The 16,795-nt window shown below is 39.4% G+C and carries 15 protein-coding genes, 2 pseudogenes and 1 riboswitch; of the genes and pseudogenes, 1 reads left to right on the top strand and 16 read right to left on the bottom strand.

Features of this window, described 5'->3' with window-relative positions; translation table 11 throughout:
- Window positions 1-112: 112 nt before the first annotated feature.
- Complete coding sequence (locus C9J31_RS10795) at window positions 113-988, top strand: LysR family transcriptional regulator (protein ID WP_107950417.1); 876 nt, start codon at window positions 113-115, stop codon at window positions 986-988.
- Between the two features lie 123 nt (window positions 989-1,111).
- Here the strand turns inward: C9J31_RS10795 and C9J31_RS10790 are convergent, their stop codons facing one another.
- The 16 genes and pseudogenes from C9J31_RS10790 to C9J31_RS10715 form a co-directional block, all read right to left on the bottom strand.
- Window positions 1,112-2,101: a sensor histidine kinase gene (locus C9J31_RS10790; protein ID WP_107950418.1), complete on the bottom strand. Its 990-nt coding sequence runs from the start codon at window positions 2,099-2,101 to the stop codon at window positions 1,112-1,114.
- Entirely contained in the window at window positions 2,098-2,769 is a 672-nt protein-coding gene (locus C9J31_RS10785) for a response regulator transcription factor (protein WP_107950419.1), read from the bottom strand. The genes C9J31_RS10790 and C9J31_RS10785 overlap by 4 nt, the downstream gene beginning before the upstream one ends.
- Window positions 2,769-3,767: an alpha/beta fold hydrolase gene (locus C9J31_RS10780; RefSeq protein ID WP_107950420.1), complete on the bottom strand. Its 999-nt coding sequence runs from the start codon at window positions 3,765-3,767 to the stop codon at window positions 2,769-2,771. Before C9J31_RS10780 ends, C9J31_RS10785 begins: the two co-directional genes overlap by 1 nt.
- A 116-nt stretch (window positions 3,768-3,883) precedes the next feature.
- Window positions 3,884-4,007 (bottom strand): annotated as a pseudogene (locus C9J31_RS10775) (sigma factor); the annotation flags it as partial.
- 191 nt (window positions 4,008-4,198) lie between these two features.
- A pseudogene (locus C9J31_RS10770) lies at window positions 4,199-4,932 on the bottom strand (alpha/beta fold hydrolase).
- Window positions 4,933-5,021: 89 nt separating this feature from the next.
- Window positions 5,022-6,836 carry an ABC transporter ATP-binding protein gene (locus tag C9J31_RS10765; protein WP_107950421.1) on the bottom strand — a complete coding sequence of 605 codons (1,815 nt, stop codon included), beginning with the start codon at window positions 6,834-6,836 and terminating at the stop codon, window positions 5,022-5,024.
- A complete protein-coding gene (locus C9J31_RS10760) occupies window positions 6,833-8,566 on the bottom strand; it encodes an ABC transporter ATP-binding protein (protein WP_107950422.1) in 1,734 nt (577 codons plus the stop codon). Before C9J31_RS10760 ends, C9J31_RS10765 begins: the two co-directional genes overlap by 4 nt.
- A 283-nt stretch (window positions 8,567-8,849) precedes the next feature.
- Entirely contained in the window at window positions 8,850-9,890 is a 1,041-nt protein-coding gene (locus C9J31_RS10755; RefSeq protein ID WP_107925890.1) for a ribonucleotide-diphosphate reductase subunit beta, read from the bottom strand.
- Window positions 9,891-9,902: 12 nt separating this feature from the next.
- Window positions 9,903-12,116: a ribonucleoside-diphosphate reductase subunit alpha gene (locus C9J31_RS10750; protein ID WP_107950423.1), complete on the bottom strand. Its 2,214-nt coding sequence runs from the start codon at window positions 12,114-12,116 to the stop codon at window positions 9,903-9,905.
- Window positions 12,117-12,278: 162 nt separating this feature from the next.
- Window positions 12,279-12,466: riboswitch (cobalamin riboswitch) on the bottom strand.
- 106 nt (window positions 12,467-12,572) lie between these two features.
- Complete coding sequence (locus C9J31_RS10745; RefSeq protein ID WP_107950424.1) at window positions 12,573-13,259, bottom strand: hypothetical protein; 687 nt, start codon at window positions 13,257-13,259, stop codon at window positions 12,573-12,575.
- Entirely contained in the window at window positions 13,256-13,750 is a 495-nt protein-coding gene (locus C9J31_RS10740; RefSeq protein WP_107950425.1) for an ECF transporter S component, read from the bottom strand. The genes C9J31_RS10745 and C9J31_RS10740 overlap by 4 nt, the downstream gene beginning before the upstream one ends.
- 95 nt (window positions 13,751-13,845) lie before the next feature.
- Complete coding sequence (locus C9J31_RS10735; protein ID WP_054768443.1) at window positions 13,846-14,238, bottom strand: bifunctional adenosylcobinamide kinase/adenosylcobinamide-phosphate guanylyltransferase; 393 nt, start codon at window positions 14,236-14,238, stop codon at window positions 13,846-13,848.
- The gene (locus C9J31_RS10730) at window positions 14,190-14,786 is read right to left on the bottom strand and encodes a histidine phosphatase family protein (protein WP_107950426.1); all 597 of its coding nucleotides are present in this window, start codon (window positions 14,784-14,786) and stop codon (window positions 14,190-14,192) included. The genes C9J31_RS10735 and C9J31_RS10730 overlap by 49 nt, the downstream gene beginning before the upstream one ends.
- On the bottom strand, window positions 14,759-15,535 hold the full coding sequence (gene cobS, locus C9J31_RS10725; protein ID WP_107950427.1) for an adenosylcobinamide-GDP ribazoletransferase: 777 nt from the start codon (window positions 15,533-15,535) through the stop codon (window positions 14,759-14,761). The genes C9J31_RS10730 and cobS overlap by 28 nt, the downstream gene beginning before the upstream one ends.
- 59 nt (window positions 15,536-15,594) lie before the next feature.
- Entirely contained in the window at window positions 15,595-16,170 is a 576-nt protein-coding gene (locus C9J31_RS10720; RefSeq protein WP_107950428.1) for a bifunctional adenosylcobinamide kinase/adenosylcobinamide-phosphate guanylyltransferase, read from the bottom strand.
- Window positions 16,171-16,182: 12 nt separating this feature from the next.
- A complete protein-coding gene (locus tag C9J31_RS10715; protein WP_107925900.1) occupies window positions 16,183-16,791 on the bottom strand; it encodes a histidine phosphatase family protein in 609 nt (202 codons plus the stop codon).
- Between the last annotated feature and the right edge of the window lie 4 nt (window positions 16,792-16,795).

Raw genomic sequence — 16,795 nt, 5'->3', positions numbered from 1 at the left:
TAGTTCGGTATAATGTAAGTTACCTAGAGTTTACGTTGGATACGACAACGCGTAAAATAGAGGAAAATGATAGAACCTATCAAAAATTTTAATAGGGTGTGTGACATACTAAATGAACATCGAAGAAATTACATTAAAAATTGAATTATTACAACGTCAAAATTTAAGTAAATCCGCCGAAATCACTAACTATACACAATCTGCGCTTACATCTAAAGTAAAAAAAATGGAGGCAGAGATTGGGCAAGCTGTTTTTAAACGTACACCCCATGGTTTAAAAATTACCGATGTCGGCATTCAGTATAGAAACTTTTTACAGCTAATCACCCAAGAATATGAAGAATTTTTACAAGCCATTGGTTCACAGCAAATGACAACAAAAGTGAACTGTGGCGCATCCCATACAACGATCAAAATTTACGGTGCAACTATCGTCAATACCTTGCATACAAATAACATTCCACTAGATGTTGATTTCACTGTCGAATCTAGTAATTCCTTAAATGAAAAAGTACACAATGCTGAACTGAATTGTGCACTCACTAGTAAACCGATTAAAATCTATCCAGACGTTCACTATGACTTCATAACGACTGAAACATTCGAAGTGATATCTCATAATAGGCATATTATTAATTTTCAAGAGCGTCCAACACTCACCCTGCTTGTCTTAAGTAAAGGCTGTATGTATACGCGTGCTGTCGTCGAATGGCTAAAGAATCATGATATTCCATATCATATGAAAGAAATAAAGTCCGTTAGTAGTATTCTAGATTTTTTGCAAATGGATAATAGCATCGCCGTGTTAAATTCAAAGCTCATTGACCTCTATCATTATTCAGAAATACATTATTACAAATTACCACAATTAGAAAATGTGATAAATACCGTGTTTATTTACAGAAAAAATGAAAGTAATGACCCTACAATTATTCAACTAAAACAGGTTATTGAATCTATTCTGGAGCGTGCTAAAGAAGGTCTATAATTTATAGGAAGCCCATTTGACTAACGCTAGGTCAAATGGGCCTTTTTTACAAAATCATCGCTAACTTGGACAATTTTGGGGTTAATCGGACACTCTCTCAAATTATCGACATTACACTTACCTTTATATAAACCTAAAGCAAAATGTTGTGCCTTCCTCATTCGACTGTAGAGTATAGTTGATTTGGAGTATGTTAGCGATATCTTCAATAATGTTTAAGCCTAATCCAGTTGTTGTACGATTGCCATCAAAGCCGATACCATTATCTTTTAGGCAGACTATACCATTTTCAATGCTGACCTCAAATTTTGTAGCTTTTGAGTGCTTCAATGTATTTTGAAAAATATTATCAAACATCCTTTGCAACCATAAATCATTACTATTCCATAGTAAATCTTTATCGAATGATTGAAAGACTAATTCGATGTCATGAATACTGTATAAGTAACTCCACTTTTTTAACATGGTTGTCAATAATTCAGACACATGGACGTCGTCGTTTACAATATAAGAATTTTCGATTGTCTCCATTGTTTGCACATTAAAATCATTGGTTAAATCGGCGATATATTGAATTTGCTTATTTAATGACTCTACTATTAGAGGTTGTTCCTGATAGTATTCTTCTAAATAGAATAATTGCAGCCGGATAGCCGTTAAAGGTGTATTAATATCGTGTCGTAATTTATTGAATACTTCCTTTTGTAGCTCATGTTGTTGTTTAAGTTGTAGTTCGCGATAGGTTGTTCTTTCAATTAATAGATTTACCGATTTAATGAGTTCTCCGATTTCATCTTCACTAGGAACATCTAAAATATCGGGGATTTTCTCATCGCTCGCTAGATGGCGAATAGTTTTATTTAACATGTTTATTTTAGAGAGTAGCGCGTTAATTGACTTCGAAAATAAAATGGCTAATAATACGAGCGATAAGAAAAAGACAATTAACATTGTTGGATAAGCAAAAGACTGATGAAAAGGTATACCCTGATTCTTGGTCTTAAAGGCGATATCATAGATGATTGACATCGCTATACTAATTACTAACAAAACTAACGGTACACTAATAATTGCTGAAAATAATATTAACTGGTATTTTGTTTTTAGTTTCATTTTTTACGATAGGTATTTAATCTATACCCTTCCCCATATATATTTTGAAGAATATCACCGGATGTATCATTAATTTTTGTCCGTATTTTTTTTATGTGAACGTTGACGATATTGTGATTGCGATCTTCAAGTGGCCATAAATAATCAAAAAAATGGTCTTTTGTTAAAACTCGATCCCTGTTGTCGTATAAATAAAAGAAAATTTTACGTTCAATTGCCGTCAATGCTATCTCATCATGGAGGCTATGATTAAAAACCTTTTTATGTTCTGCATCAATATATAGATGTTTAATTTGTGAAAAGGTACCATAGTGATGTTCTAACATTTTCTGCATTCTCAGTAGCAGCTCTCTCGGATCAAAAGGCTTTGTCATATAGTCCTCACCAATTGTTAAACCTTGAAGCTTGCTATCCATATCATTACGAGCAGATAGAAAAATAATCGGGATGTTTAATCCTAGCTGTTTAATTTTCTTTGTTAGTTGATAGCCGTCTTCACCGGGTAGCATCACATCCATAATGACTAAATCCATCTGAGGTATGAGGGTCAGTAACTCTTTCCCATCTGTTAGCCAACATACTTGATAGTCTTCCCGTTGCAAAATTTTTTGCAACAAATCACCAATCATTAAATCATCTTCAATCAGTAAAATATTATATCCCTTCATCACTTCGGCCTTTCCTTTTTGTCGACTTTTGACTTGATAAATGCCTGGCTAAGATCATATATCTCATCAGGCTTATACAAATAAATACTATGTGTGCCACTAACTTCTACGACTTCCGACGTATTCAATTGTTTGGCAAAGTCTCGATAATCTTTGCTTTGTTGTTTGGTATATTTTGAATTTTTATTTTGTTCGGCAATGGCATCAATAAATAAAATAGGTGTCTCTTTTGGCTTTGGTAGATTAATTGATTTCTGACTATTTTCGTAAGCATGCAATAACTCTTCCTTCATATCATTATTAAAAAATTGTTTAAAAGAAATAGCTTTATATATTTCTTTTTCCTCTTTTGTTAAAAAAGATTGCTTCATTACTTCAGGATTATATGTCATCTCAGGCACTAATCGATGCAAGCCCAATTCCGTTAACAAATTGACGCCTCTTACGGTCCATCTATTAGCTAGACTCATCTTATGTGTTACGTATTGCTGGGGTAAGCCAATATCAAGAGCAATAATGGCTTTGATCTCTTGTGGATATTTTTGCGCCCAATATATCGCTTCTATACCTGATAATGAATGTGGCATTAAAATGTACGGTGGCTTATTTCCACTTTGTAAGAGCGCTTCCCTCGTTTGTTCTAACATGGTATCGATATCCCTAGCATCGTTAAATACATCACTGTAACCATAACCAGCTCTTTCCATAACTGCAATCTTATTTTCCACTAAAAACTTGCTATACAGACCTTTCATTTCATAGATAGGTGCGGCAATTCCAGAGCCCGCCATCAATACATAAGTGTCTTTGCCATCTCCCTCGTTATAAACATTTATTTTTTTATCATTTACCTTAACGAGCGACCCCTCATCTGTAAGAAGGGCAGATTCCTTCATTAATTGATAGTGATGATAACTAAATATGGATACTAATCCAAGTAAAATAACAGCTATTAGCCATATCATCAGCTTCTTTACGACTTTGCATATTGTTTTCATCGAATTCTCCTCTCATCTTATAACGAAAGAATAAACGATAAAAATAAATTTCTAATTAATTTTTCTGTATTTCATGATTGTAGTTTAGAAACGCAACTACCTGTCCCTTATTTTGGAAGTGCCTGAAAACACTTCACAAAGATTTCCTGTGTTAAATCTTCAGAAATCGCCTGGTTTTTCACATAAGCATAGACAAGTTGTAGAAGTTTCTTGCCCATACTCTTGCATAATATCATCCATGATATGTCCTGAGTTCTCTCAAGTGGCTAAAGTTAGTTCATCCACGTATGCTCCTCCTTTTCAATCATTAGACGAGTGCCAAATGTAAGAAGTTTGCAAATAAAAACAACCATTCATCAAATGTTGATAAATGATTGTTCTTATTCCTAGATTCACGTTTTTTCTAATTTTTTTAGGAGTATCCAATAAATCTATAATTTTACATAACGTCTACTTTCATCCACTCTACTTAGCCATTCGATGATATGGCCATTAAGCAAGACCGCTTGCTCAATTTGCAAGTTATGCCCGGCTCTATCTAACACAGCAAATGTCGCTCTTGGAAAATTATCTAGAGTATCAAATGCGTCTTTATATCCAACCATTGAATCTTGTCTTCCTAGCAAAAAAACACAAGGTTTCTCGAACACCAACTCATCTACACTAAATGAAAATCCATAGTTTTTCTGGAAGCGAAATCATCACGTTCCGCTTTTGATAGTTTAGTCAAAAATTCAGAATCAGAAAAAATATTTGTATGCATCGGAAGTGTCCTATGTTGTTTTTCAGGAATAATCATCGGGCAAATAAATGCAGCACCCATAATTTTTTCAGACTGTTGCCTAATAACGCCTCTTGTTAAGTAACCGCCATAGGATTCCCCCACCAACAAATAGGGCTGATTTGGTATGACTGCGTCTATGAAATCGATGACTGCTTGGAGCATTCCATCTGAATGACGAATGGCTTTATAGTCCTTTGTTCGACCCATTCCTGGAAGATCAATGTAGATTCTTCTCCATCCAGTCCGTTCATCAAAAATTGGCTCCATACAACCTTTCATTAATCGATGATCTGGCGAAAATCCATGTATCATGATTATCGGTATCCCTGTACCAATATCTTCATAGTAAAGATTCGCATTCTTAACTTTACAATATGGCATATTCGTTGCCTCCAGTTGAAATAGTCTAATGACGACACGCTTTATTGAAAAAAGTGCAGTCTAAGTAACTGTTATTTTTTTATTGTAAATCATAACTCAGCACTCTCTAGCAGTAATTTTTGTTGTAAGTTACTGTATATCCCTTGTTTTTGCATCAGCTGTTGATGGTTGCCCTGCTCAACAATTTCGCCCTGCTGGATGACCAGAATTTGGTCAGCATTTTCGATTGTTTTCAAACGGTGAGCGATGACAAAGCTAGTGCGTCCTTGCATTAAATGCTGGAGCCCTTTTTGAATATCGACTTCTGTTTGTGTATCAACACTAGATGTCGCCTCATCTAAAATTAAAATATCGGCATTTTCTAATATTGCGCGTGCAATGGCCAGTAATTGACGTTGGCCCTGACTTAAATTTGCTCCAGCTGCTTGTACAGCTGTATCGTATTGCGCTGGTAAATACTTAATAAAATTGTGGGCATTGGCAATTTTCGCGGCTTCCTCTACCTCTGCATCTGTAGCATCTAGCTTGCCAAAACGAATATTTTCCCGAATTGTCCCTGAAAATAAGTACGTATCCTGCAACACAACGCCAACTCTTTTACGGATTGTCGCCATTTTGTAATCCTCAATATGATGTCCATCGATTAAAATCTCACCTGCATCGACATCATAAAAACGAGTGAGTAAGTTAATAATCGTTGTTTTTCCTGAACCCGTCGGACCAACCAGTGCAATTGTGTCGCCAGCCTTAGCATCGAAGCTAATGTTTTTCAACACTGGCTTTTCTGGTATGTAGCTAAACGATACCTGATTGAATGTGACATCACCCGTTAATCGCTCACATTCAAGTGCATTCTTTTTGTCAGCCACTTCTGACGGTTCATCTAATATTTCAAAAACACGTTCCGCTCCTGCAATCGCTGACTGAAATGTATTCAGTAAATTCGAAAGCTGGTTCAGCGGACGGAAAAATTGACGTGTGTACGTCACAAATGCTGCGATAATGCCGACTGAAACAAGTCCTTTTACCGCTAAAAATGCACCTGTTCCTATGACAACAGCCAACCCCAAGTTATTCATAAAGTTATTGATAGGACCAAGCAAGCCAGAAGTAATTTCCGCGCGCTGTGCTGAATGGCGCAGATGCTCATTTTGTTGATGGAAAGATTCAATTGTCTGTTGTTCTTTGCCAAAAAGTGTGACAACCTCTGCTCCAGTAATCATCTCCTCAATATAGCCGTTGAGTTTTCCTAAATCACGTTGACGTGCCGCATAATTTTTCCCACTGCGTTTAACAATTTGCTTTGTTGTAAAGACGATAAGTGGAATAATGATTAGGGTCACAATTGCTAATTGCCAACTAAGTGAGAACATGGCAATACTAACGCCAATCACAGTTAAGATCGACGAGACGATTTGCGTGACACTTTGTGCCAGCGCTGTGTTTAAATTATCGATATCATTGGTCACACGGCTCATTAAATCACCGAGGGCACGTTGGTCGAAAAATTTCAGTGTTAAAGATTGAAGCTTTTTAAAGAGCTCTAGACGTAATGTACGAATCGTTTTCATGGCCACATGAATCATGACATATGTCTGTAACCACGTAAAAATAGATGCTACTGTAAAAATAACTGCAAGCACTATACCAAGACGAATTGTGCCTGCTATGTCCTTTTGCATGATATATTCATCAACAATATGACCGATAAGATAAGGACCAGCTAAGCTTAATATCGTTGAGGCGATGACAAAAAATATCGAGAAAAACAGCCCTATTTTTTGCTGTTTCACATATTGCCATACCCGTAAAATTGTTGCTTGTTGATCGGCTGCTTTTTCAACTGGTCCACCCATACGAGGCCCTCGACCAAAATTCATTTGCTTCGGTTGACTTTGACTCATTGTTGTTCACCAGCCTTTTGTTGCGAAGCGTAAATCGCTTGGTAAGGTTCATTTTCCTGCAATAATTGTTGATGTGTACCTTGACCAACAATTTCGCCGTCCTCCAACACTAAAATGAGGTCTGCCTGTTGAATAGAGGCAATTTTAGAGGCCACTATAAATGTTGTTGTATCTCGGAAATTGTCGTTAATTGCCTGTTGAATATGTTTTTCTGAGGCACTATCTAGCGCGGAAGTTGTATCATCTAATACTAAAATGGATGGTTGTCTTACAAATGCACGCGTCAAGGCTAAACGTTGTTTTTGCCCACCGGATAGGTTGGTCGCTCCTTGTGAAAGTTCATGTGCCATACCTTTTTCAAGTTGGTCCACAAACTCAGATGCACAAGCTGCATCGAGTGCTAGCTGTAATTCATTCAGGGTTGCCTTCTCTTTACCAAGACGTATATTTTTTTCAATGGCCCCTGAAAAAAGCATAGCCTTTTGTGAGGTAAAACCAATATGTTCTCGTAAAGTTGTCAAAGCGTAATTTTTTAATGGTTTACCATCTACAAGTATGCGCCCCTCTGTAGGATCAAAAAGACGCGGCAGTAATTTTACTAATGTTGATTTACCACTTCCCGTTTTACCGATGATACCTACCGTTTGCCCAGCTTTCACAGAAAACGTGATATTTTTTAGTACATCTTCTGCTGTTTCATAATAACGATAGCTCACATTTTCAAAAGTAACTTCCCCATGAATGTCTGTATGCAGTGCTTGTTCCGCTTCCTTCACCGCTACTTCTTTATTCAACACATCCACAATGCGCTCGCCGGATGGCAATGCGCGTGCGATTTGCATAAGCACCATACTGGATGACATGAGTCCATTTAAGATGATTGTCAAATAGTTAATAAAAGCAAGAATAACACCGACTTGCAATGTGCCAGCTTCTACTTTTATAGCCCCCAGCCAAAGTGCGACAACTATCCCCATGTTGACAATGAACATCGTAAAAGGTACAAGGACGCCAACAATTTGCTCTGCGGTAATAAAGCGCTTTGTGAGTGTGTCATTTTGCACGCCAAACTGCTCAACCTGTTGTTGCTCTCGACGAAACGCCTTTACCACGCGTATCCCCGCCAAATTCTCTTGAAGCTTGGTATTAACACCATCAATGGCCTCTTGCACTTTGCGATATAGCACGCCCGAATATTTTGTAAAAAAATACATCGCCACAATCAAAATCGGCACAATCACAAGTAAAATTGAAAAAAGCTCACGAGCTGTCACAAAAACAATAACAACTGCGCCAATAAACAATAGTGGTCCGCGCACAAAAATACGCAACGTCATCATGAATGCGCGCTGCACACTTTCCACATCACTCGTTAAGATGGTAATAAGTTTACCAGTCGCAAACGCATCCCGTTCTTTTGCGGAATAGGTCATCATCTTTTCATATAGCTTCTCTCGCACATCTGAGGCAAAGTTAATGGCTGCCTTTGAGCTATAGATGGAACAACCAAGGCCCCCAACAAGCCCTAGGACAGCACTCATAATCATCCAAACGAACATCTTTAGCACGTATGCATTGTCGCCATTGGCAATACCTGTATCAATCATATGTTGCATGATTGTCGGCTGAATTAAATCCATTGTCACCTCAAGCACCATTAATAACGGTGCAATAAGTGTAAAAAATTTATAGGGCGCCAAAAACTGCCCTAATTGTTTAACTGCTTGCATGTATTCGTCCCCGTTCCTTATGTATCCATTCGTTGTTCATTATAACTGAAAATCATTCCCATTTGCGAAAGTTTTTTCGTGACATGTAATATAAGTAGTACCAATAAATTTTTGAAGCAGCGCAGTTATATGCTTGCGGGCGACTGAGGTGGAGCTGTGCGTTTCCTTGCGTGACCTGAGCGTTTCTTGTGCGACCCGAGCGCTTCTACGACTGATCCGAACTTTTCTTTCTAGGCACAAGACATGAAAAAGCCACGCAAGCTTTCGCCTGCGTGGTCCTCTGTTACAAATCATCAAAGCCGTTATCTTCTACATTCACTTTCACATATTGACGTGAACGTTGCTCAAAGAAATCGGTTTTCCCTAAATCAACATCTTCGTAGGCTTTAATCCATTTCAATGGATTTTTGCGATAGCCCTCGAATGGACGCTCCACTCCTAGTTGATTGCAACGAACATTGGCATAGAAATGGACATAATCATGGACATCATCAACATCTAGACCATCTATCTTGTCACCAATTACTTCGTTCGCCCAGTCGATTTCCAGCTGTACCGCCTCGCGGAAGATATCTTGCACACGTGCTGCTCTTTCTGGTGTATCGTATTCAGGATATTCCTCTAATAATTCTTGATAAATTTTCACAAAAAGATCGACGTGGAGTTGTTCATCGCGATTAATATAATTAATCATCGTCGAGGATGCGACCATTTTTTGATTGCGTGCTAAATGATAGAAGAAGGCAAAGCCTGAATAGAAAAATAGCCCTTCTAAAATGACATCGTAAACAATCGCTTCAAGCATATTTTCAACGGTTGGTTCCTCAGAGAAGGCTTGATAACCTGTAATGACAAAGTCATTGCGGCGCTCTAGTACTGGCTCTGTGCGCCAAAAGTCGAATGTGCGGTCCTGTTCATCTTTGTTCACAATACTTGAAAGCACATATGAATAAGAGTGGTTATGAATAACCTCCTGCTGCGCTAAAATAATCATCAGGGCATTGAGACTAGAGTCGGTTAAATAATCTGCCACTTTACCAGCAAAATCCGTTTGCACGCTGTCTAATAGAGCAAGTAAACCAATAATTTTTAGGAATGATTCCTGTTCATCCGCCGATAACTCAGGAAATTGCTTCACATCGTTGCTCATATTGATTTCGAATGGTGTCCAAAAGTTACCTAGCATTTTTTTATATTTTGGGTACGCCCAATTAAAGCGCACATCATCCCAGTTTAAAATATTTGAAGAACGCCCGTTCACAATCGCAGTCGAACGGTTTGGCGCTTCCTTATCCATAATTTGTCGTTTTGTAATTGTCGTCATTTGTTATTCCTCCTAGCTTGCACAAGACTCACATTCTAGCAACTCTACGGATGTCGAACGCACATAATAAGTCGTTTTTACACCACTTGCCCAAGCATTTAAATGCAATGCGAGTAAATCCTTCGCTTTAATGGTATTTTGAACGTATAAATTAAGTGATATACCTTGGTCAATATGACGCGCACGCGCTGCATTTTGCTTAATCGTCCAATTTTGGTCAATGAAATAAGCAGATTTATAATACCAAGTCGTCACAGGCGATAAATCTGGTACTGTTACTGGGATTTTATAGTCCTTTTTCTCCTCGGAGTAACTCTTTTGGAAAATAGGATCAATCGTTGCAGTACTTCCCGCTAAAATAGATGTCGATGAATTAGGTGCAACTGCCATCACATAGCCATTACGCATACCAGTTGTTGCCACATCCGCACGTAATGCCTGCCACTTGTCACTGCTATAGCCACGTTTCTCAAAGTACGTCCCCGTTTGCCAATCCGAGCCTTCAAACAATGGATATGCTCCTTTTTCACGTGCTAGTGCATTGGATGCACGAATCGTTAAATAGGCAATTTCTTCATAAAGCTTGTCCGCATAGTCTACTGCCTCATCTGATTCCCATTGTATTTCCTTCAAAGCCAGTAAATGATGCCAGCCAAATGTACCGAGCCCAATGCCACGGTATCGAGCGTTCGTCCGCTCTGCCTGTTTAACTGGAATTGTATTTAAGGCAATGACATTATCAAGCATACGAACTTGAATTGGTATCAAACGTTCTAAGACATCAGCTGGTACAGCCTTCCCTAAATTCACAGAAGATAAATTACATACCACGAAATCTCCTGGCTTACGGCGAGTAACGATGACATCATCCTCTAAAGTAATCGACTCAAATTCAGTAGCCGACATGTTTTGGAAGATCTCTGTACATAGATTCGAACTATAAATCATGCCCTCATGCTTATTTGGGTTCATACGATTTACTTCATCACGGTAAAACATAAACGGCACACCCGTCTCCAACTGAGAACGCATAATACGCTTCATAATATCAATAGCCGGTACAACTTCACGGCTTAGTAACGGATTAGCAATACATGCCGCATATTTTTCTCGGAACGAGCCATCACCCTTTTGTTCATCATAGAAATCTTCAAGGGAAAAGCCCATTACCTCACGTACTTCATGTGGATCAAATAAATGCCAATCCTCTCGTGCCTCAACTGCCTCCATAAATAAATCTGGTAAGCAAAGCCCCGTGAAAATATCATGTGCACGCAGTCGCTCATCTCCGTTATTCAAGCGTAAATCTAAAAACGTAAAGACATCCTTATGCCAAACATCCAAATACACCGCTATTGCACCTTGTCGCTGTCCTAACTGATCTACCGATACAGCTGTATTATTAAGCTGTTTTATCCAAGGTAACACGCCACTTGATGCACCTTTAAAGCCTTTAATGGATGAGCCACGACTACGGATTTTGCCCATATAGACGCCAATGCCACCGCCATATTTCGATAATGTTGCGACATCTGTATTCGTGTCATAAATACTTTGCAAGCTATCATCTACTGTATCGATAAAGCAACTAGAAAGTTGGCCATGTGTTTTCCCTGCATTGGATAAAGTCGGCGTTGCAACGGTCATATATAAATTACTCATGGCCCAGTAAGATTCACGAACTTTAGCTAAGCGATTTTCAGTCTCATCTTGCATGAGCGTCATCGCGATGACCATCCATCGCTCCTGCGGTAGCTCCACTGGCGTTTTTGTATAATCACGTACCACATAACGATCCATTAATGTTTTTAACCCAATATACGTAAACAGCTCATCTCGGCTTTGTTCTAAATATGATGCTAGTTCCATTAGCTCCTGCTTACTATACTTTGTTGTTAAACATTGGTGATAAAGTCCAGCCTCTGTATATTTTGCGAGCTGAGCTGGAAATACGTTATAGACATCTTCCACAGCTACACCTCTACGCATAGCAAATTGATCGTATAACTTCTCTAAATAAATTTGTGCCGCAACAAAGGTCCAGAAGGGTTCATCTTCGTCAATTAGACTAAGTGTTTGTAAAATCATCGCATCCGCCCATGCTTCAAACGTGGCATTGTCGTTTTTTCGTAGCCATCGATCCGATAACCTTACAAAACTTTCAAGTTCATCCTCCGTATAACTTATCTTTAACTTAGCAATTTGTTGTTCAATTTGAATTGTCATTTACACATTCTCTCCCTTTCTACCTTCAGACAACACAAAAAGCGATCACACAACATGTATCTGTTGCGGGATCGCTATAAATCGGAAATGGAAATGAAGGACATGTACACATCAAAGTGGACAAATCTCTCGCCTCCACTTCTCAATCCCCGAAGAATGTGTTGCTGTCTTGAACAAATCGGCAGGTCTCCTGGCTCATGCTTCCTCCAAACGATTGCCTTCCCGTTAATCACAGTGGCATTGTCATCATTTGTCAGCACTTACAGTTGCGGGGACAGCTTCGGCTTAAGATTGCTCTATTTCCGAATTCCCTTTTAAACCAATATGGTACCGCTCGTCCAAATACTATATATTGTGTTTTAACTCCTAAACAAATCTAACATATTGTGTTTCTTGTTGCAATAGGCGTTTCGAACCTTGCATTTGCTAAATCATATTTATTGCTCGATGCAAGCCCTATAACCGTGCAGTTCTACGTATTTTCTCAAAATTTCTAGCAAAAATTTTTTCGGCGAGATGCTCTTTTTCTGGATGTACACCTAGTAAAATAACCGCACATGGACCTGCTGTTTTCTTAGTATCCAAAGAACTTTTTACCTGCTGGTCGCCAAAAAGTCGGGTGAATTCTACTTGTAGACCTTTTGACCCTACAGGCCATACCTGCTGTACAATTTCTTCGCGCCATGCAAAAAAAATAGGTTGGAGTTGTGCAACATCGTCTGGCTGCGCAAGGACTTCATTTCCAACAAGTGGAAGGCCGTAAGTGTACCAAATCAGCTTGTCACGCTCATAAATTGTACGATTTTGCTGCGCACCAAGCATAGTTAAGGATAGACCTGATTGTAACGTTGGCATATTGGATTCTGAGCTACCATCAATCTGTGGACAGTCAACACCAATTTCATCAAATACCTGCTCAATACCAGAGACATAGCGCGCCCAAGCAGCATCCCCTGAGAAATTGGCAAGTAGTATATGCAGAGGCATCGCATTCGCCGCAAGCTGTTCTAAAAAAGTCACACGAGCTGTTAAGTAGGCCGTTAGTGTATCAGACGTAGCTACAACATCTTGAGGCTTCTCGCCAATAGCCGCGGCATTATCCGTTGTGGCAATCAGTGCACCAACTTTTACGGCATTTCTCAATGCGCTCGCCCTGCTTTACGTACGAACACTTTGGCAAGTATCGGCATTACTACAGCGACGATTACTAAGTTAATGACTGTTGCCATGAAAATGCTTGCTAATGATCCCCAATAAAATGCTGGGCTAATGATGAAGTAAAACGGTAGTGGTGAAACGACACCATTTAATAAAAGTGCAACTGGCCATTTCCAGAAATGTAAGCCTCTTTTATGCATCATACCGAATACCCAAACTACAATAAACATTTCGACTGCAATAATAATATGCAGAGGGCCTAGCTGAAAGCCAGATGTTAATGCTGAAATAATATGTCCAATTGAGCCAGCAATACCTGCTAAGACAGGCGATAAAAACACAACACTTAAAAATGCAGGTGCTGAGTCGAGTGCCGCCGTTGATACAAACGACGGAATTTTAATGACTGCCCCGACTGCACAAATAGCCGCAACCATCGCAGTTAACGACAAGTTCATTAATTTTTGTCGATCCATTCCATATCCTCTTTTCTTGTTATAGGTTGACATATTTTCAGGAAAGTTCCTTGAGGCAAAGTCTATAACTAGTAAGTGACACACCACATCCTAAATCATTTGAGATGTTCACCGATGCCATACCAAATACGAACAACTTGTTCGGCTTCAGTAAATAATGCTTGGTACAGACGTCCACAAGTGTCACGTAATAATCGTGCCTGTTTTTCCATCGGCACAACACCACGCCCCATATCGGTCACAATTATAAACAATGTACAATTTTCTTCAAGGGTCTTTAGTTGTGTCAAAAGGTGCGCGACAATCATTTCATCTGCCTCAAGATTTTGTGTAACAAGCCATTTTTCTAAATTTTTTATCACAACTACATCACAAGCAGGTGCATAATCCGGGAGTGCGCCATCCACAACCGCAACCTTCTGTCCTGCAAGCAAACGCATTACATAGTCGGTTTTGCCGTTATAGGCGCCTCCGATAAAGACATGCATCTGGCCCCCTCCTTCCAAGCATCGTACGAAAACCGTAAAGTAAACATGTTATCGTGTGGCACCTGATACGACCAAAAGGATTTTTCTATTGGTGCAAATGCCACTAGTAAAGCTCGAATGACCCCACCGTGCACGACAAGAACCGTATCATGCGCCTCTTTTGGCAACGCTGTGAAGCCTTCTATTACACGGGCACAAAATACATCAAAGCCTTCCCCGTTAGGTGGAGTCGTTTTAATAGGTTCATCTAGCCATGCACAATAACGACTGTCTGACTTTAATTCATCATACGTTTTCCCTTCAAAATGTCCAAAATTAGACTCTCGAAATCTTGCATCCGCTATATAGCGAGCTTGAGGAAAATAACGTGCAGCAGTTTCTCTACAACGCAGTAAATCACTGCCATACACTGTGGATACAGCTGTATCCACAGTAGAGAGCATGGAAGGATCGGCCAAGGGCGTATCTGTCCAGCCAATATAACGCTTCTCCAAATTCTCCTTTGTAGGCGCATGTCGCATTAAACGCACAGTAATAACGTCATCCATAGCACAACCTCCATTCCTTCAATTGATGCACCAAGCAAATCTCCGGATACGCCGCCAAAATTGCGCCTTGTAAACTGGCGAAAAACCATAAAGGCAATTGCTAATACGGCTACAAGGATAACCGGCACTATTGAAAAACCTGTCACAAAGAACATTCCACTAAGCGCAATGACTAGTGTTATGAACATGAAGCTTGTTAACAATCCTTGCTGAAGATGCGTTTTGAAAAAGTACGCAAGCCCTTTTTCCTTCGAACAGTTGAGAGACATGAAGTAAAAGCTCATACCGACCCGTGTCAGAAATGGAATAAAAACGAGCATCCACAGCGATAATTTTTCCTGAGCAAATAGTTCATGAAGCACAATCATTTTCCCGAGAATTAAAAACAGTACCGCTAGTACACCAAACGCTCCGACGCGCGGATCATCCAATATTTCAAGTCGCTTCTCACGGTCACGATACGAAAAATAAGCATCTCCCATATCAATAAATCCATCTAAATGTAATCCTCCTGTAAATAACGCGAATGATGCGACAATGGCAAAGGCGAGCAACATATCACTACTTGCCGTCCACTGTGTTAAACTAAAAATAATTGCCGCCACCACTGTACCCATGAGGGCACCTATCCATGGTAAACAGGCAAACATGCCTGTAATTGTCACTTTTGATAACGGAATTTCTTTATGTACAGGCAAAACTGTAAAAAATTGAAATGCGAGCAGTATGCTATGCCATATATTTTTCATCGCCTTGCCTTCCTTCTTTTTTATTTAAAAAACCTCTATTTAAGTTAAAGACAACTTTATCATTTCCATTTCTTAACGATACCATAATTTATTTCGTATGCTTCATGTGCGACAGAAACGAACCATTGATGTAATTGCCCGAGCATTTGTCGATACAATTCGACCTCCTCGCTTGTATACGGAGGTTCATCGAATAGTTCATTGGAAACGACAAAAAGCGTCACCCTTTTGTCAAGTAACGTCAGCACTGCCTCCTTCAAGGCTTGCAGCTTTTTGTCTAAACAACCTGGCCGTTCCACACAAGGTGTACCCGACTCAAAGCCTTCATAAAATGCATTTGTCAGCCATGTCGTTACACAGTCCCAAAGTACCACATCTCCATCACTTAGCCCGTTGAAAGCCAGCTCTATCTGATAAGGTGCTTCTATTGTATGCCATGTTATATCTTGTGCTTGACGATCTAGCTGATGCCGCAAAATACGTTGTGCCATTTCACTATCCATCGCTACCCCTGAAGCAATATAAATGAGCCGTTTGGCCACCAATGACTCGTTTTGAAAATAACGAGTAGCAGCTTTTTCTGCAAAATGTGATTTGCCACTGCGTACACCACCAGTTATGAATAGAAGTGGCATTGGAATCGCCTCCTATATTAAATGCTTCGTATTGCCAATATCCTTTACCACCCATTGTCGATTAAGTCGTTCAATAATGGTCACACTTGTCCCCTCTATCATAGGCGCCGCCCAAAGCTGATTAATGCCACGCTCTAAAATCGCATTAATAATGCACTTAATGGTTACAGCATGAGATACAATTAGCACATTTTCATGTGGATACTTTTCCGCAATATTTTTAAGCGTGTACATCGCACGTTCCGTTACCGCGCCAAAACTTTCGGTATGGGTTGCGATAAATTGTGCAGGGTAATCCGTATATAATTCATAGTCAAAACGATATGTACCTATGATATCTTCTATCGTCTTTCCTTGCCAATTCCCTAAGAAAATCTCGCGTAAATTATCCTCATAGAAACAAGGGAGTTCTCTATCTGCTATTAACAAAGCTAATGTTTCTTTCGCACGACCACTTGAGCTACTATAAGCGGCAGCAAATTGAATCGCTTGAAGTTGCTGGGCTAGCTGTTCAGCATGCAAAATGCCTTTTTCTGATAAAGGAGAATCAAGCCACCCCTGTAGCCGACGTTCCTTATTCCATACTGTTTCACCGTGTCTAACTAGAAAAAAAGTCGTCACTTTT

Source organism: Lysinibacillus parviboronicapiens, assembly GCF_003049605.2.
GTDB lineage: Bacteria > Bacillota > Bacilli > Bacillales_A > Planococcaceae > Lysinibacillus > Lysinibacillus parviboronicapiens.
The sequence above is the reverse complement of the archived record's forward strand: the minus strand, read 5'-3'. Positions and strand labels throughout refer to the sequence as shown.

Coding starts and splice junctions, on each gene's coding strand:
- C9J31_RS10755 (WP_107925890.1), bottom strand. CDS start 9,890: ATGACGACAATTACAAAACGACAAATTATGGATAAGGAAGCGCCAAAC.
- C9J31_RS10740 (WP_107950425.1), bottom strand. CDS start 13,750: ATGGATCGACAAAAATTAATGAACTTGTCGTTAACTGCGATGGTTGCG.
- C9J31_RS10795 (WP_107950417.1), top strand. CDS start 113: ATGAACATCGAAGAAATTACATTAAAAATTGAATTATTACAACGTCAA.
- C9J31_RS10765 (WP_107950421.1), bottom strand. CDS start 6,836: ATGAGTCAAAGTCAACCGAAGCAAATGAATTTTGGTCGAGGGCCTCGT.
- C9J31_RS10785 (WP_107950419.1), bottom strand. CDS start 2,769: ATGAAGGGATATAATATTTTACTGATTGAAGATGATTTAATGATTGGT.
- C9J31_RS10730 (WP_107950426.1), bottom strand. CDS start 14,786: ATGGATGACGTTATTACTGTGCGTTTAATGCGACATGCGCCTACAAAG.
- C9J31_RS10735 (WP_054768443.1), bottom strand. CDS start 14,238: ATGCATGTCTTTATCGGAGGCGCCTATAACGGCAAAACCGACTATGTA.
- cobS (WP_107950427.1), bottom strand. CDS start 15,535: ATGAAAAATATATGGCATAGCATACTGCTCGCATTTCAATTTTTTACA.
- C9J31_RS10720 (WP_107950428.1), bottom strand. CDS start 16,170: ATGCCACTTCTATTCATAACTGGTGGTGTACGCAGTGGCAAATCACAT.
- C9J31_RS10790 (WP_107950418.1), bottom strand. CDS start 2,101: ATGAAACTAAAAACAAAATACCAGTTAATATTATTTTCAGCAATTATT.
- C9J31_RS10760 (WP_107950422.1), bottom strand. CDS start 8,566: ATGCAAGCAGTTAAACAATTAGGGCAGTTTTTGGCGCCCTATAAATTT.
- C9J31_RS10750 (WP_107950423.1), bottom strand. CDS start 12,116: ATGACAATTCAAATTGAACAACAAATTGCTAAGTTAAAGATAAGTTAT.
- C9J31_RS10780 (WP_107950420.1), bottom strand. CDS start 3,767: ATGAAAACAATATGCAAAGTCGTAAAGAAGCTGATGATATGGCTAATA.